Raw genomic sequence first — 16,503 nt, 5'->3', positions numbered from 1 at the left:
CTACGGGTTGTTTTCAGAACTTATTGCGATCCGAAACACACTATTTTGGTGATAACTTTGGGTCGTGTCTTTTTGTATTGCTTTTTTAGCAATCTATCTATCTTTAGAAATAAAAATATGGGGGAGTTATGCCTTCCAATAAACGGCAATGGTTTGATAATGTTAAGCCAAACGTTTTTCTCAGTACCGTCGCAATTATTGCAGTGTTCTTAGCATTAATCTTAATTGACCCACAGGGCTTTGAGAAAATAGCAACAGCACTGAATCATTGGATTATTAATTCATTTAGCTGGTTTTATGTTTTAGCTGTCGCAATCTTCTTAATTTTGTTGGTTTTTTTAGCTTTCTCTGATACCGGTAAAATCAAACTTGGTCCCGATCACAGTACGCCTGAATACAGCAATGGTTCATGGTTTGCCATGCTCTTTACCGCAGGAATGGGCATTGGTTTGATGTTCTTTGGTGTTGCTGAGCCGGTGATGCACTATCTCAGCCCACCAGAAGGAGAAGGTGAGACCATCGCCGCTGCGCAGCAAGCAATGCGAATTACTTTCTTCCATTGGGGGCTACATGCTTGGGCAATTTATGCCTTAGTAGGCTTGGCACTTGCTTATTTTGCCTTTAGGCATAATCTGCCTTTAAAGATTCGTTCTGCTTTTTATCCTTTGATTGGTAAAAAGATTTATGGGCGTTGGGGAGATAGTGTCGATACCTTTGCCACGATTGGTACCGTTTTTGGGGTGGCGACGACTTTGGGGTTTGGTGTTACGCAAATCAACTCTGGTCTTAATTATTTATTTGGTTGGGAACAAAGTGTTGTCACGCAATTGGTGTTAATTCTAATCGTGACAGCGCTGGCATCGATGTCGGTTGCTTTTGGTTTAGATAAAGGCATTAAACGTCTATCTGAAATTAATCTGATCTTAGCAGTGATCTTATTGGTTTTCGTTTTTCTCGCCAGTTCTAGTTTATACATCTTACAAACTTCAATACAGAATGTCGGTCAATATGTGTCAAATCTCTTTGATATGACCTTTAATTTGTATGCCTATCATCCCAATGGCTGGATCGGTGGCTGGACGATTATGTATTGGGCTTGGTGGATTTCTTGGTCACCTTTTGTTGGAATGTTTATTGCTCGGGTGTCACGTGGGCGAACCATTCGTGAATTTATTATTGGCGTGCTGCTTATTCCGACGGGTTTCACCTTGATTTGGATGGGGGTAATGGGTAATGCGGCTTTATTTAGCATTTTAGAACAAGGCAACAGCGAATTGATTCGTGCGGTCCAACAAGACTCATCGTTTGCTTTGTTTGAATTCCTGACTCATTTGCCTTTTTCTATGATTTCCAGTGTATTGGCAACCGTGCTGGTGGCATTATTTTTTGTCACTTCTGCAGACTCAGGCGCATTGGTTATCGATTATCTTACTGCCCATGATGAAAATTCGCCGTTATGGCAGCGTTTATTTTGGACAATTTTAATTGCGGTGCTTGCCATCATGTTGCTCATGGTCGGTGGTTTGTCTGCTTTGCAGTCAGCAACAATTATGAGTGCTTTACCATTTACTTTTATTTTGCTGATGATCTGTTGGAGCTTATTAAAAGCTTTACGTATAGATGTTACCAAAATGCGCGCTTTGCAGGTTGCACGAATTACCCCACGCGCCGTACAAAACCCACGCAGTTGGCAGCAGCGTCTTGGCTTGATTATGCACTATCCACATGGTGCAGAAGAGGTACAGCAGTTTATTGAAAATGCAGTGAGAAAGGCATTTGAAAGTATTCAGCGCGAGTTTGAGCGTCGAGACCTCCAAGTCAAAATTAGTGAGGTCGAAAATGGGCTACAGTTACGTGTCAATCATTTAGACGAAATTAACTTTATCTATCAGGTTGTACAACGTGAAACTGTAGCGCCGAGCTTTATGTTAAATGATGCTGCAGACCAACAACAGCAATTTTATATGGCAGAAGTATTCTTACGTGAAGGCGGACAAAATTATGATGTGATTGATTGGACACAAGAAGATTTACTGCAAGACATTATTGATCAATATGAACGTCATCTACACTTCTTGAGTATTGTGCGTCAACAAGAGCAAGGCGGTTCAACCTGATCATTTAAATGAATGACAGCCAAATTGACATCTTAAAAACCGAGCATGATACGCTCGGTTTTTTATCGCCGCGGGCTTGCTTGATCTATTATGAGAATTTGATAGCAATTATAATAAAAATTGTTTAAAAAAATAGGATGCCATGATGGCATCCTATTTTGAATAGATCAATTCTGCAAGCTAATTAGAAGCGGAATTTAGCATTTACGCCAACAGTATCAGTGTCGTAAGCAGCTTTGATGGTATTGGCATGTAAGTAAGAAACGCCTACTGCAACCGCTGGGTTGATGAAGTAGTTTACGTTCGCCCCCCAAGCTTGGTCAAAACGACCGCCTTCTGGGAAAGTACCATTTTTATGGTTGCTGTTCATATCGCTACCTAAGAAAGTCGCACCTACGCTTAATTTAGGGTTTAGATATAAATCGCCTTTTACGCCATAAATGTTGTTTTCACCGAAAGTCGCAGCAGTTTCAAAACCAACTGCCATGTTTGTACCAGTGATTGGACCCACATATTTCGCACGTGCAGTTACGGCATCAGATTTGTTTTGAATACCAGCAAGGGATTCAAGTGCAGCTGGTGCGATACCGTTATTTAGAACACCAAAAGTATCCATTGAGAATTGGTTAGTTACATTGGTATAACCAACAGCAACTAAAAAGTTTGGTGTTAATACTGCACCAACTTCAAGTGCATAACGGTCACCATTGTCTTCACCAGAAAGAGCTTTTTTACCTTCTGTATAAGTATGGCTATAAGATGCGCTACCGTATACAGGGACATATTCAGTTGGTAAATAACCTTCAGCTTTTACACCGTAGCTTTGGCTTTCAGTACGGAATTTTTGACCAGCATGTTTAACATCATGCTGTGCAAAGCTGTAGCCCAAAGAAACGTTAGAAGCCTGGTTTAAGAAAGCTGCTTCAGCCAATGGACCTTTAGTGCTGTCTACATCTTTGAAGTAGTAAGTACCTTGTACTGCACCAGCAAAGTTCTCAGCATTTTGAGGAGTATCAATATACTCAGCTTGGCCTTGAACTTCGAATTGATAAGCTTGAGCACCAGTTACAGCCAATAAGAGGGCAGTTGCTAAACCAAGTTTTTTCATAATCATTTCCAAGTAGTTGAAATGGGTTAATTTCCACCTATTATATTGTAACAGTATATGAGTTCAAACCCGTGTCAGGGCACTCAGCAAGAGTCTTTTACGTTACTTTTCAACTAGCTTGTTTTTTGTTCATTTGGTTTTGATTTTGTCAACCAAAAAATAAACATATAGAATACAAGTGCTTGTGATGTTGTTGTTGCGTTAGTTTAGTGGGATTTTTGATACTAATCTCATAGTTTTTTTATTGAGTTTGTCGATTGGAAGTGCATTTTTAATCTATAAATAAAATGAGTCCTGCAATAAAATTGCAAGAATTAATGTGAATTATTAGGTGTTTTTGGCGAAATTCGACCAAATTATATTCTAAAATTTATCGTTTTCAGTCAGTTATTTATGTCGGTTATTCCTAATCATTTTTGCTTAAATTAAAAGCAGAGTAGCCTGCTTGGTTATTGTAAATAATAATCCTTTTCATCTAACTTGTATAGTAATAACTCACCTGATTGTATAAAAAAGTTGCATTTTTACAAGTGTTAAAAGTGTAAGGAAGAGAAGGTTTGTGTATCTATGAATGGTTGCGATTTTTGTTTGATTAAATGCCTTAAGGCATGCATTGAGTTGAGTGGATTGCTAGGTGAGAGCTAAAGCCAAAACAGCTGAAGACCTGTAAATATTTATTTTTTTCCATAAAAAAATCCAGTCTCTCTGGAAAACTGGATTTTTAAGCCAAAACTTAGATATCTTTCAACTATTCTGCTGAGAAATAGTGCTTAATGATCTAATTTGGTGCATTATGCACCATAATGTCGCCTTTGTAAATATGGTGTTTTGTCGTTATTGCGGAATTTTTTTGGTTGAATCCATTGGATTTTGCCATAGAATTTACAGGGTTATATTTGCGCTAATATGCTGGGTAGCTGACTGAATTGTTGCATACAAGCATCAGCAGCATAAAGATCATTTGCCAAGGGTTTTACTTTTTGCGGTTGCATGACATGTTGGTGACATGTGGGGTCAAATAAGACTGCACGCATCATGGCTGTTTTGGCACCACGGATATCTGCTATAGCATCATCTCCAACCATGACACATTGCGAAGTCTGAAGATTGAGACATTGCGCTGTATAGGTGAAGATTGCTGGATCTGGTTTGCGCATGGCTACAGCCTCAGAGACTACAACGGCTGAAAAATACTGAGCCAGATTTAAGGCTTGAAAGTTACGTTGTTGAAAAGGACTGCGACCATTGCTGAGTAGAGCCAGTTGATAACCGGAGGCATGCAATTGCTTGATACATGCTGTGACACCTTGGTTTTCAATACAAAATAAATGAAAATTCTCGATATAACTGCCAAGTAACGCGGTCATGCTAAATTTTAAAGCAAAACACTGAATCAGCTCTTGATAGACAATATCTTTCCATACATGACCTTGTGCATCTAATTCGATAAATTTTTTAATATAGTACTGTGCGATGTCTGTTGGGAGTTGTAGTTGAGAGATGGCTTGCCATGTACAAAAGTCGCGTAATGTCTGTTGCCGATTCAATAGTGTTTGATCTAAATCAAATATAACCGCTTGTAATGGGGGCATGGGGATTCCTGAATTATTTGATCTGAATTATTTAATAATGAACATCATAAGTGCTATAGAGTGGTGTTGTTCATTCAATTGAACAAAGACTAGACTCAATATTGAAAAATCTATTGAGAAATCTTTTTAAAACTAAGGTGAGTTTCATCTAATTCCTAGTGCTGAAATTCTATAAAAAATTAGCTAGATTTTATGGGCAATCAATTATCAAAATACTGTAAACATAAAATTACAAAACAAGTCAAATCCAATAGTCTTTAGATTCTTTTATGTTATTAATATATTGATTTTAAATAAATTTTTATCATTATATTGGGTTAATATTTATTTATATTACTGCGATATAATCCGCTGGAATGATCAAAAAATAGTAACATTCTTCTAATTTTTTTGATTCTGATTCATTTTCTTAATAGTGAAAATAATTTAATGATGTCTAAGCTATTTTCACACTAAAAGGCGTTTCAATATGAAAAAAATGAACTTTAAGTTTTTGGTTGCAGCTCTAGGTGTAATGGGTATAGCAAATGTTGCATTAGCAACTGATGGCATTATTTCGGTCAATGGTAAAGTTGTGACAGCGACTTGTACACTTACAGGTTCTGATGGAGCTACAGGAACAGAAGATGTTACCGTTCAGCTTGATACAGTACGTAATGATGTTTTTAGTGCTGTAAATACTACAGCGGGCGAAAAAGAATTCGAGCTCAAAATAACGAATGCGAATGGTCAGGCTTGTGATGACCTAACAATAGGGGCTATTAAGGGCATTACTTTAAGTGGTACTGAGGGTACAAATTTTGATGCCACAGAAAAATCATGGTTAATCAACACAGATGGTACTGCACCAGAGACTAAAGATGTGTATGTACAAATTTTAAGTGGTACTACAGCCATAGATTTTTCATCAAACAAACAATTAGGCACACCTGTTGATGGTACTTATAAACTTGCTGCTCGATATATTTCAAATAAAGCAAATCCAGCACCACAGACTGTGAAAACAAGTATTAACTACACTTTGGAATATAACTAAGTATTTGAGTTGGAGTGAAATAATGTTGCGTACCAGTCTTTTATCATTAGCCGTACTTTTGAGCCAGTCACTTTATGCTGGTGTCACGATAGATGGTACGCGCGTTATTTTTCCATCCAATGCAAAAAGTGTCAGTGTTCAGTTGCGTAATGGATTAAATACACCAGCTTTGGTACAAACATGGATTGATGATGGCGATGTTAATCGAATTCCAGCCGCAGACCAAATTCCATTTGTACTAACACCACCTTTATCTAGAGTTGAGCCCAATAAAGGACAGATAATCCGTATCATTCCAACAGGTTCACCCAGTTTAGCACAGGATCGTGAGTCATTATTCTGGTTCAATATGTTGGATATACCGCCTAATGATCCACAATATATTGGGAAAAACCTTTTAACGTTTAATGTACGAACGCGCATTAAGTTATTTTATCGACCTGCAACATTAAAGATGTCTACCAAGACTGCCTATCGTTCAATCAAGGCTACCTACAATGGGGCTTCGCAAGAAGTTACTCTAAATAATCCAACACCTTACTTTATTACGATTACGCAAATGGATTTTAAGTCAGCCTCTAAAAATACCAATTATAAGCAAGCCGTTATGCTTGAACCTTTTTCGCAACAGACTGTGGAAAAACTGATCGTGAACTTTTTACCTGAAAAACTTTCTTATCAAATCATGAATGATCTTGGCGGAATCCAAAGTTTTGAAACTCAATTTGATTAAAAGTCTTTGCCAGGAATAGAATTGATGAATACTAAAAATCGGTGGAAGTGCTTTATTTTAGTAGCACTGGTCACAAAAGCGTATGCAGTTTCTGGTGAAGAAGCACTTACACAAAATATAGAGAAACTCTCAGCCAAAGATAATACTCAATTCATGTCTTTTAACTCTGCCTCTTTATTCGGGGAACAAAATAAAGATGTCAATTTAGATTTATTCCGGACAGCAAACTATATCGCTGAAGGTAATTATTTTGCTGAAGTTTTAATCAATACCAACTCATTAGGTGAGTTGAATTTTAGTTTTCAGCATTTAGATGCTTCGCAAAGTGTCGTGTTATGTATAGATCCGGTTTTGCTCGCTAAATTGGATCTTCAAACACAGCATCTAAAACAGCTTGAGAAAAAAGATTGTTTAACGATCAAAGAAATTTCTCCTGATGCCTATTATGATTTTGATCTATCAACTCAAAAATTAGCGATATTTATTCCGCAAATTTTTGTTAAAGAAAGACCGGTTGGTTATATTGACCCTGCACGATTTGATAAGGGCGTGAACTCTGGTTTTATTGGTTATAATGCCAATTATAATCATACCGAAACCAGTGATGATCAATATCTAAGTCTGACTGGCGGATTAAATTTGGGTGGCTGGTATTTTAGACATTCAGGAAGTTTTCAATCAAATAATCGCTCCAGTTTAGGGAGTTATCGTTCATATCAGAATGTTTTAAATCGCGATATTCTACCGATTCATTCGCGTATCAGTGTAGGTCAGTTTAATAGCAATGCGTTACAACAAGAAAGTATCCCTATTGTTGGTGTGCAACTTGCTTCTGATTTGAATATGTTACCTTGGTCTATGCGATATTATTCGCCTGTGATTGAAAATGTGGCGAATACCAATGCGCTAGTTCGTGTTTTTCAGAATGGGCAAAAAATCTATGAGCGCACAGTGCCCGCAGGACCTTTTAAAATCACAGATTTGACATCAAACTTATCTGGTAATTTATCACTTGAAATCATTGAGAATGGTGGTGAAAAGAAAACCTTTATTATTCCAATGCAGAATAGTTTCAATTTGCTAAAACCAGAACAATATAATTATAGTTTGGTGTTGGGTAACTATAAAACGATTGATAAAATCACTCATGATACTATTTTTCAGGGAGGATATAACTATGGTATTAATAATTATTTGACATTATTGGGAGGAGTAAATCTAGCAGAGAATTACCAGAGTATGCTTGCTGGGGTTGGGTTAAATACAGCTATTGGTGGTTTTAACTTAATCGGGAATATCAGTAAAGCTTCTATATACTCTAATGATTACCAAGGGCAGCGCATGTCTTTGGATTATGTTTATAATTGGCACCCATATGATTTTAATATAAATGTTGGTGGTATCTTACAAAGTAGAGACTATTTAACCGTATCGAATGCATTGGCGATATTAAATTATGATGATTTAGTTGTTGATGAACAAAAAAATTTAACATTGACTGCTGATTTAAAAAATCAATTTAATATTAATTTTAATAAAAGCTTTAGCAATTACCGTTTAGGTTCTTTTAGTTTCGGCTTTTTAACCAATCAATATTGGACAAACAAACCGAATCAATATCAGTTTAATCTGAGCTATGGAAATGCTTGGAAACTTCTTAACTATTCTATTGGGCTAAGCCAAACAAATTATGTCGATAGTCATACTGGCTCTGACCGTAGTGTTTATGTCAGTTTATCTCTTCCATTCGATTATAAAAAATCGAATGTATTTGTGAATTCAAATTATCAACATAATACATTGCAAGATCAGACGAGCGATCGTTTTGGTGTCAACCTATCAGGAACCGCTGGTGAACAAAATCAATTGAATTATGGTCTAGGAATTTCTCAATATAAATATAATGATCATAACAGCACTAGCTATAATGCAAATGTTGGTTATTTACTTCCGCAAACGAACCTAGCTGCAACGGTGTTTAAAAATGGCAGTGATACTCAATATTCTCTGTCAGCTCGGGGAGCAATTGTTGCACACCCTTATGGCATAACAGCAACCAACTCCGCGGCAGATACTTATTCTATCGTGCATGTAGAGCATGGTGCGGGTGCAATTGTAGAAAATGCATGGGGCATAAAGTTAGATCGTTGGGGAAATGCAATTTATCCAAATGTATCGGCTTATAATATTAATTCAATTGCAATTAACCCAGATCAACTTCCAGCAGAAGTTACTTTAGATAGTAACCAGACTCAAGTGATACCACGCTTATATAGTTCAACTTTGGCGACCTTTAAAGCAAATATTCAGTCAAACATTTTGCTGAGAATAAACAATACGATTGATAATGCTCAATTTCCAATGGGAAGTCGCATCGAAACTCAATCTGGTAAATTGATAGGAATCATGGGGCAGTCGAATCAATCTTTATTAAGCAATGGTATTCATGATTTAACTGAGCCTTTAACAGTGGTTTGGGGAGATCAAATGAAACAGCGTTGTGTGATTCCTCTCAGTGAGCTTTCTTCAGCTGCAGAAAATAAACAGCGTTCGATAAATATTGTCAATGTGGAGTGCCGTTAAATGTACAAGAAATTTTTGGGACTCGTGATGATATTATGTTCATCCAAGGCATATTCTGTCTGTCAGGAAAATCCAGATCAACCTGCTAATTTTACAGCAATTATGACCAATGCTCTCAGTAATAATGGTTATCTTCAACTTTCTTCGCAAGCTGTTACTCAGGCTTGGGCAACTGCTATTAATGGCTGCTCTAAAGCGAAGGAACATTCTAGTGACTTTACAATGAAAGCAAATACGGATTTAGAACTCGCTTCGCGTTTCTCTAAGGATGGTTATACCTACTATGAGATTCCTGCAAGTTATATTACGCCGACACCAACATTTAAGGCATATATAGCCTTTAGTGTAAAAGATAATTCTAATACTGTCCCAGAAATTTGGGTCAATGACCCTTCAGCAGCTTATCGACTTTATGCTAAAACTACTGGAAGTAATAATGATGTCCCAACCAGAGGTATCCGATTACCGAATGTTCGCTTACTGATTACTGGTCTGGGGAATGCCGAGGGGGTATATACAATTAGCCCTATAAGACTTGGAGCACTGATCGCTAAAGCTGATGGTGAAACGGCGAGTGCTCCCGTTAGACTTGTGTCATCTACTTTTAAAATCACCAAAACAACTTGTGTTGTGAATGGTGGCGCAGCGATCAATGTCTTATTGCCGACGGTGCGTACAACAGACTTCACTTCTGCAGGGCATGCATTAGGTGATACTGACTTTACAGTGACTGTTGGGGGCTGTGATGCGAGTGATACAAATAAAAGCCTTGTAGCGCTTTTGACTGATAATAATAGCCCGTCTGAAAGTAATAATTTAGGATTACTAAAAAATTCAGGAGTAGAAAACTCTTCCAATGTGTCCGTACAAATTACTGACAGTAATAGCTTACCGCTTCCTATTGCGCCTAAGTTAATAAACAGCTCAAATAGTTTTTTTAATTTTGGTACGATTACAGGTGGTACGGTTTCTAAATCATTTAAGGCTCGTTATTATTCTAATAGCATGCCTGTACCTGCGACCCATGTACAAGCTCAAGCAACGATTACGCTGATCTATAATTAATATATAGCACACTTGGTTGAGTTAAGGTTGGTCCGGTTTTTAATCGATTACTGCATTGTTGTGGCCTGCGGCATAAATAAAAAAGGGATCCTAAGATCCCTGACTATGCCTTGTCTGCAAAGTTGGCATTTTCAAAATTTGTTTAGCGTGCAGCCGCTAATATCGGTTTTAAAAAGCGGGCTGTATGGGAAACATCGGATTCAGCGACCTGTTCCGGTGTGCCTTCAGCAATGATTTGACCTCCACCAGAACCGCCTTCGGGACCCAAGTCGATAATCCAATCTGCTGTTTTAATCACATCCAGATTGTGCTCAATCACAATAATGGTATTCCCTTTATTGCGGAGTTCATGCAGGATATCGAGCAGTTTCGCGATATCATGAAAATGTAGCCCTGTTGTTGGCTCGTCTAATACATACAAGGTTTTGCCTGTATCTCGTTTTGCCAACTCTCGTGCCAGTTTAACTCGCTGCGCTTCACCGCCAGATAAAGTCGTCGCTGATTGTCCTAGACGTATATAGCCTAAGCCAACTTGAAACAAAGTCTCTAAACGACGGTGAATCACTGGAATGGCGTCAAAGAAATGCATAGCATCTTCAACAGTCATATTGAGTACATCAGCAATATTTTTACCTTTATAGCTGACCTCTAAAGTTTCGCGATTATAGCGCTCGCCATGACAAGCATCACAAGGCACATACATATCGGGTAGAAAATGCATGGCAACTTTAATCATGCCATCACCTTCACAGGCTTCACAGCGTCCGCCTTTGACATTAAAAGAGAAACGACCCGCAGCATAACCACGTGCTTTTGCTTCTGGTGTTTGTGCAAAGAGTTCACGAATCGGGGTAAATAAACCTGTATAGGTAGCAGGGTTGGAGCGGGGGGTACGACCAATCGGGCTTTGATCGATGTCGACGACTTTATCAAGATGCTGCAAACCATCTATAGAATCAAAACTTTCTGCGGTTAGTGTGGTTGCTCCATTGAGCTGCGTTGCAGCCAATGGCAATAGCGTACGGTTGATCAGGGTCGATTTTCCGGAACCAGATACTCCCGTTACACAGGTCATAATACCCAGCGGAATGTTTAAATCGACATGTTTGAGATTATGCCCAGCCGCCCCCATCAGTTTGATCGATTGCTCTGGATTTGGAGGGCTAACCCGCGTTGCTGGAATGGCAATTTTAAGTTTGCCTGATAGATATTGTCCGGTTAGAGAGTCTTTATTTTTGGCTAACTGTTTGTAGGTTCCCTCGGCAATGACGGCACCACCATGTACGCCTGCGCCAGGACCAATGTCAATAATATGATCTGCGGCACGGATGGCATCTTCATCATGCTCAACAACCAGTACCGTATTACCCAGATCGCGTAGGCGGATCAATGTTTCCAATAAACGATCATTATCACGTTGGTGTAAACCGATTGATGGTTCATCTAAAACATACATGACCCCCATGAGACCTGCGCCAATTTGTGAGGCCAAGCGAATCCGTTGCGCTTCACCACCAGATAATGTTTCGGCGGAACGAGATAGGCTAAGGTAATTGAGTCCAACAGAGACCAAGAACTGTAGGCGTTCACGAATTTCTTTAAAGATCTTATCCGCAATTTCACCTTTGGCTCCCGTTAAGTGTAGTTGCTGATAATAGTTTTCGGCATCACCAATCGACATTTTGGTAATGTCAGAAATGGTTTTGTCTTGTACTCGGACATGGCGTGAGATTTCATTGAGGCGTGAGCCATCACAAGCATCACAAGCGGCATTGGACAGGTATTGTGCTAGATCGTCACGAACATAGTTGCTTTCAGTTTCTCGATAACGCCGTTCTAAATGCGGCAGTATGCCTTCAAAGGCTTGAATGCGATTATGTTTACGACCGCGCTCATCGATATAACTCATATCAATTTTGTCGCGACCAGTACCATAGAGGAATTTTTTCTGAATGTCTTTATCGAGTTCTTGCCAAGGTGTTTCCAGATTATAAGCATAGTGATCGGCAACTTTTTGAATCATGCTGTAATAGTAAGGGCGTTGACGGTCCCAACCACGAATCGCACCTTGACTCAACGATAACTCAGGATTGGGAATCAGTTTGTCTACACTAAAATGGCTACGTGTTCCTAATCCATCACAGACTGGGCAAGCGCCAAAAGGATTATTGAAAGAAAATAAACGTGGTTCTAATTCGGCAACTGCACGATCACAAGCGGGGCAAGAATGCTTCGCTGAAAAAACGCGTTCAGGATTCTCACCGTTCATCCACGATAATATTGCAATGTCGCTGCCTAAACGTAGGGCTGTTTCAAAACTTTCAGCAATACGATTACCGAGATCTTCGCGGACTTTGAAACGGTCGACTACCACTTCAATGCTATGTTTTTTCTTTTTATCCAGCTCTGGTGGGCTATCGATATCAATGATTTCGCCGTCTACGCGGGCACGTACAAAACCTTGGCTTTGTAATTGTTCAAAGAGATGACCGTATTCACCTTTACGTTCACGGACCACCGGTGCCAATAACATTAGCGCAGTGCCTTCTTCTAAGGTTTTGACAGCATCCACCATTTCTGAAATGGTTTGTGCCACCATCGGTAAGTCGTGTTCAGGGCAGTAAGGTGTGCCGACTCGGGCATAAAGCAAGCGTAAATAATCATAAATTTCGGTAATCGTGCCGACAGTGGAGCGAGGATTGTGACTGGTAGACTTTTGTTCGATGGCAATTGCAGGACTTAAACCTTCAATGGCATCGACATCGGGCTTTTCCATTTGCGATAAAAACTGTCTCGCATATGCAGACAATGATTCGACATAGCGACGCTGCCCTTCGGCATATAGGGTATCGAAGGCTAAAGAAGACTTACCCGAACCAGAAAGCCCCGTAATGACCACAAACTTGTCGCGTGGAATATCAAGGTTCACATTTTTCAGGTTATGGGTACGTGCACCTCGAATACGGATATAACTTTGGCTCATCGATGCTTCCTAGAAAATTCATTAAAAAGGTGTATATGATAACGCATGAAAATTGTTCAAGTGTTCAATGTACATTTAAAACGACAGATTGTGTCTGCTCAATTTACATTGAACACATTTTAGACCTGTATGTTCGGTCAGCATGGATTAAGCTTTATTTAAACCAACTGGCCAAGTACGGGAATTATAGGCACTTTCCCAGAATAACCATTCCAGTTCAGCACCACGGGTATAGGCACGGTGCATTTTTTCTAAGGTATCCGCATCACTGCGTGCAGCAACACGGTCCACAGCTGCAATCACCTTTTGTACCGCTTCAGTGAACTCCTCACCGGAATAGGTATCAATCCACGCTTGATAAGGGTTAACTTTTGCGGCATTTTGCACAATATCTTTACCGACTTCAGCATAAATCCAGAAGCAGGGTAATAACGCTGCAAGAACAACAGGATAGCTTTCTGACCAAGCTGTTGCGGTTAGAAAACTGGTGTAGTGGTGACAGGCAAGACTCAGGGGAGTGTTGTCAAATTCATTTTTACTGATGTTAAAATCTTGCATAAAGCTATCATGCAGGCTTCTTTCCACCACAATGGCGACTTTGGCAGATTCTGTAAATAAAATAATCTCATCGGCATCATAAGCTTTGGCGGCACAGACGGCTAATGCGCGACCATAGGCTTCTAAGTAATGTGCATCCTGAATAATATAATGACAAAATGCTGCTTGACTCAGCGTGCCTTGCGCCATTTCCTGATTGAACGGCAAAGCCAAAATATTTTGATATAAATCGAGATTACGCTGCCACAATTGTTGGGTAAAGCTCATGATTACTCCTAGACATCACAAGATAAAAAACAGCTTATGCTCTAGATTTGTGTAAATACCATGACAGTTTCAGTGACAAAAATAGAGTGCTCAAGGCACTATAACAATTGTGTGAATAACAGCATAGTTTAGAACGAAAATTCTGTGTAAGGAATCATTGAGAGGGCTCGGTGCAATACTGAGTTTGATCGCATGCAAAACTGCATTGAACCGCTGTACACATGAGATAAGTCGATTTTTTAAATTTTAACATGCATAAAAATATCACTGTGATTTGAGCAAAAACTGTATAAATATTTAAGTTTTATACGGCTAATAAAAGCATGTTGCGCTATGAAAATATTCGCACAAAGCCATACCAATATGCGATGATAGCAGCATATATTTATAGTCTTTCCCACGATTGATATGATGAATGCTTTAGAACGTCGCTCCACTGCTGCACTGAGCAGTATTTTTGCATTACGCATGTTGGGCTTGTTCATGATAATTCCTGTATTTTCAATCGCAGGTCAATCATATCAACATGCCACCCCCGTATTGATTGGGCTAGCTGTTGGTATTTATGGATTAAGCCAAGCAATTTTACAAATTCCCTTTAGTTTATGGGCTGATCGTTATAATCGTAAAAGCCTGATTATTATTGGGCTGTTATTATTTTCTTTAGGCGGCGCGATCGCGGCACTGTCTGAAAGTATTTATGGTGTGATTATTGGTCGTGCCATTGCCGGTGCAGGGGCGGTTTCTGCCGTGGTGATGGCGTTGTTGTCTGATGTGACACGTGAGCAACAACGTACCAAAGCCATGGCAATGATGGGGATGAGCATTGGTTTGTCCTTTGTGGTGGCATTTAGTTTAGGTCCTTGGCTCAGTGCTAAAGTTGGGATTTCTGGTTTATTTTGGGTCACGACCATCATGGGATTGGTTGCAATCCTCATGTTGCTCATGGTTCCAAAAACCACTAGGCACCATCGAAATTTTAATCAAGACTATTTGAAGCAACTGGCTGAAGTTTTAAAAATGGGCGATCTTAATCGCTTACATGTTTCGGTCTTTATGTTGCATTTATTATTAACTGCGATGTTTATTTATATTCCATCACAGTTAATTCAGTATGCCGGTATCCCTCTAGCGCATCATGGCTGGATTTATTTGCCTTTATTGGTGATTAGTTTATTTTTTGCCTTTCCAAGCATTATTTTGGCTGAAAAATATCGTAAAATGCGCGGTATTTTTTTGACAGCTATTGCGGCAATTATTGCGGGATTGGTTGTTTTAATATTTGGAAATCAGTCTAAATATGTTCTGATTTTTGGTATGGGTTTGTTCTTTATCGCTTTCAACGTGATGGAAGCTTTGTTGCCATCATGGTTATCCAAAGTTGCACCGATTCAATCTAAAGCGACAGCAATGGGCGTTAATGCCAGTGGCCAATTTCTTGGTGCCTTCCTCGGTGGCACGCTTGGTGGCCAATTAATTATGCTGAATAACACCGCAATTGGATGGAGTGTACTGGCAGCTATTGCTATAATTTGGCTGTTGATTTGCTTTGGTCTGGCGCAGCCTCGTTATTTAAGTTCTATCGTTTTGGACTTGCCAGAACAGCAGGCAACAGATCAATGGGCTTCTCAATTACTCAAGATTCATGGTATTGAAGAAGTTGTGATTATGGCTGAACAGAACGTAGCCTACGTCAAAGTTGATAAGCGAGAAATTGATGCTACAGCGCGACAAGCGTTAACGCACTTGTGCGGTAAAGAGGTAGCCTTTTGAACATAACTCTTATAAAGTCAAACATAGAAATGAATAGGAAGATGTAAGCTCATGCGTGGTATTAATAAAGTCATATTAGTTGGTACATTAGGCCGTGATCCAGAAACCAAAACTTTCCCTAACGGTGGGTCACTCACGCAGTTTTCAATTGCAACCAGTGAGTCTTGGACAGACAAAAATACTGGCGAACGTAAAGAACAAACAGAATGGCATCGTATTGTGTTACATAACCGCTTAGGTGAAATTGCACAACAATATTTGCGTAAAGGTTCGAAAGTCTATATTGAAGGTTCATTGCGTACGCGTCAGTGGACTGATCAAAATGGTCAAGAGCGTTACACCACAGAAATTCGTGGTGAGCAGATGCAAATGTTAGATTCACGTCAGGGTGGTGGCGATCAAGCCGGCTATGGTGATCAAGCTGCTTATAATACACCGCGCTTTAACAATAATGCGCCAGCACAACAAGGCGGTTATAACAATCAGCCCAATAACACTGGTTATAACCAAGCACCTGCAGGTGGCGGCTATGCTCAACCAGCCGCGCCAGCACAAACAGGTTATAATGCACCGAAAGCTGCACCACAACCTGCTGCTGCTCCGGTAGATTTGGATGATGATTTACCGTTCTAACTTGTACAATACTTAATTATTGTATTTATTGAAAAGAACCTGACATCTATCAGGT

The 16,503-nt window shown here is 39.4% G+C and carries 11 protein-coding genes; 7 read left to right on the top strand and 4 right to left on the bottom strand.

Annotation, left to right across the window (positions count from 1 at the left end; all coding sequences use genetic code 11):
• Positions 1 to 128: 128 nt before the first annotated feature.
• On the top strand, positions 129 to 2,117 hold the full coding sequence (locus BFG52_RS14825) for a BCCT family transporter (protein ID WP_067557945.1): 1,989 nt from the start codon (positions 129 to 131) through the stop codon (positions 2,115 to 2,117).
• A 184-nt stretch (positions 2,118 to 2,301) separates the two neighbouring features.
• Here BFG52_RS14825 and omp33-36 read toward each other — a convergent pair whose 3' ends face one another.
• Positions 2,302 to 3,225 (bottom strand): porin Omp33-36, encoded by a 924-nt coding sequence (gene omp33-36, locus BFG52_RS14820; protein WP_067557943.1) that lies wholly within the window; start codon positions 3,223 to 3,225, stop codon positions 2,302 to 2,304.
• Positions 3,226 to 4,115: 890 nt separating this feature from the next.
• Positions 4,116 to 4,817 carry an HAD family hydrolase gene (locus tag BFG52_RS14815; RefSeq protein WP_067557940.1) on the bottom strand — a complete coding sequence of 234 codons (702 nt, stop codon included), beginning with the start codon at positions 4,815 to 4,817 and terminating at the stop codon, positions 4,116 to 4,118.
• A gap of 469 nt (positions 4,818 to 5,286) precedes the next feature.
• On the opposite strand from BFG52_RS14815, the gene BFG52_RS14810 reads away from it, so the two are divergent.
• From BFG52_RS14810 to BFG52_RS14795, 4 genes are read left to right on the top strand one after another with little or no spacing between them, the layout of a single operon-like run.
• A complete protein-coding gene (locus BFG52_RS14810) occupies positions 5,287 to 5,853 on the top strand; it encodes a fimbrial protein (RefSeq protein WP_067557938.1) in 567 nt (188 codons plus the stop codon).
• A gap of 22 nt (positions 5,854 to 5,875) precedes the next feature.
• Entirely contained in the window at positions 5,876 to 6,586 is a 711-nt protein-coding gene (locus BFG52_RS14805) for a fimbrial biogenesis chaperone (protein WP_067557935.1), read from the top strand.
• Positions 6,587 to 6,592: 6 nt separating this feature from the next.
• Positions 6,593 to 9,169, top strand: coding sequence for a fimbria/pilus outer membrane usher protein (locus BFG52_RS14800; protein WP_323807456.1), 2,577 nt, complete (start codon positions 6,593 to 6,595; stop codon positions 9,167 to 9,169).
• Positions 9,170 to 10,234 carry a fimbrial protein gene (locus tag BFG52_RS14795; protein WP_067557930.1) on the top strand — a complete coding sequence of 355 codons (1,065 nt, stop codon included), beginning with the start codon at positions 9,170 to 9,172 and terminating at the stop codon, positions 10,232 to 10,234. It begins immediately after the preceding gene.
• Positions 10,235 to 10,376: 142 nt separating this feature from the next.
• On the opposite strand, the gene uvrA is transcribed toward BFG52_RS14795, so the two are convergent.
• Together uvrA and tenA are read right to left on the bottom strand one after the other, a co-directional pair.
• A complete protein-coding gene (uvrA, locus tag BFG52_RS14790; RefSeq protein WP_067557927.1) occupies positions 10,377 to 13,217 on the bottom strand; it encodes an excinuclease ABC subunit UvrA in 2,841 nt (946 codons plus the stop codon).
• Between the two features lie 147 nt (positions 13,218 to 13,364).
• Positions 13,365 to 14,042 carry a thiaminase II gene (tenA, locus tag BFG52_RS14785; protein ID WP_067557924.1) on the bottom strand — a complete coding sequence of 226 codons (678 nt, stop codon included), beginning with the start codon at positions 14,040 to 14,042 and terminating at the stop codon, positions 13,365 to 13,367.
• Between the two features lie 408 nt (positions 14,043 to 14,450).
• On the opposite strand from tenA, the gene BFG52_RS14780 reads away from it, so the two are divergent.
• Positions 14,451 to 15,815 (top strand): MFS transporter, encoded by a 1,365-nt coding sequence (locus BFG52_RS14780; RefSeq protein ID WP_067557921.1) that lies wholly within the window; start codon positions 14,451 to 14,453, stop codon positions 15,813 to 15,815.
• A gap of 51 nt (positions 15,816 to 15,866) precedes the next feature.
• Entirely contained in the window at positions 15,867 to 16,448 is a 582-nt protein-coding gene (gene ssb / locus BFG52_RS14775; protein WP_067557918.1) for a single-stranded DNA-binding protein, read from the top strand.
• Positions 16,449 to 16,503 lie beyond the last annotated feature (55 nt).

The sequence above is a fragment of the Acinetobacter larvae genome, from assembly GCF_001704115.1.
GTDB lineage: Bacteria > Pseudomonadota > Gammaproteobacteria > Pseudomonadales > Moraxellaceae > Acinetobacter > Acinetobacter larvae.
This window is presented reverse-complemented; position numbering and strand designations above follow the sequence as displayed.

What these genes read in the sequence shown, in the direction of transcription:
- BFG52_RS14825 (WP_067557945.1), top strand. Translation starts at nt 129, where the DNA reads ATGCCTTCCAATAAACGGCAATGGTTTGATAATGTTAAGCCAAACGTT.
- omp33-36 (WP_067557943.1), bottom strand. Translation starts at nt 3,225, where the DNA reads ATGAAAAAACTTGGTTTAGCAACTGCCCTCTTATTGGCTGTAACTGGT.
- BFG52_RS14815 (WP_067557940.1), bottom strand. Translation starts at nt 4,817, where the DNA reads ATGCCCCCATTACAAGCGGTTATATTTGATTTAGATCAAACACTATTG.
- BFG52_RS14810 (WP_067557938.1), top strand. Translation starts at nt 5,287, where the DNA reads ATGAAAAAAATGAACTTTAAGTTTTTGGTTGCAGCTCTAGGTGTAATG.
- BFG52_RS14805 (WP_067557935.1), top strand. Translation starts at nt 5,876, where the DNA reads ATGTTGCGTACCAGTCTTTTATCATTAGCCGTACTTTTGAGCCAGTCA.
- BFG52_RS14795 (WP_067557930.1), top strand. Translation starts at nt 9,170, where the DNA reads ATGTACAAGAAATTTTTGGGACTCGTGATGATATTATGTTCATCCAAG.
- uvrA (WP_067557927.1), bottom strand. Translation starts at nt 13,217, where the DNA reads ATGAGCCAAAGTTATATCCGTATTCGAGGTGCACGTACCCATAACCTG.
- tenA (WP_067557924.1), bottom strand. Translation starts at nt 14,042, where the DNA reads ATGAGCTTTACCCAACAATTGTGGCAGCGTAATCTCGATTTATATCAA.
- BFG52_RS14780 (WP_067557921.1), top strand. Translation starts at nt 14,451, where the DNA reads ATGATGAATGCTTTAGAACGTCGCTCCACTGCTGCACTGAGCAGTATT.
- ssb (WP_067557918.1), top strand. Translation starts at nt 15,867, where the DNA reads ATGCGTGGTATTAATAAAGTCATATTAGTTGGTACATTAGGCCGTGAT.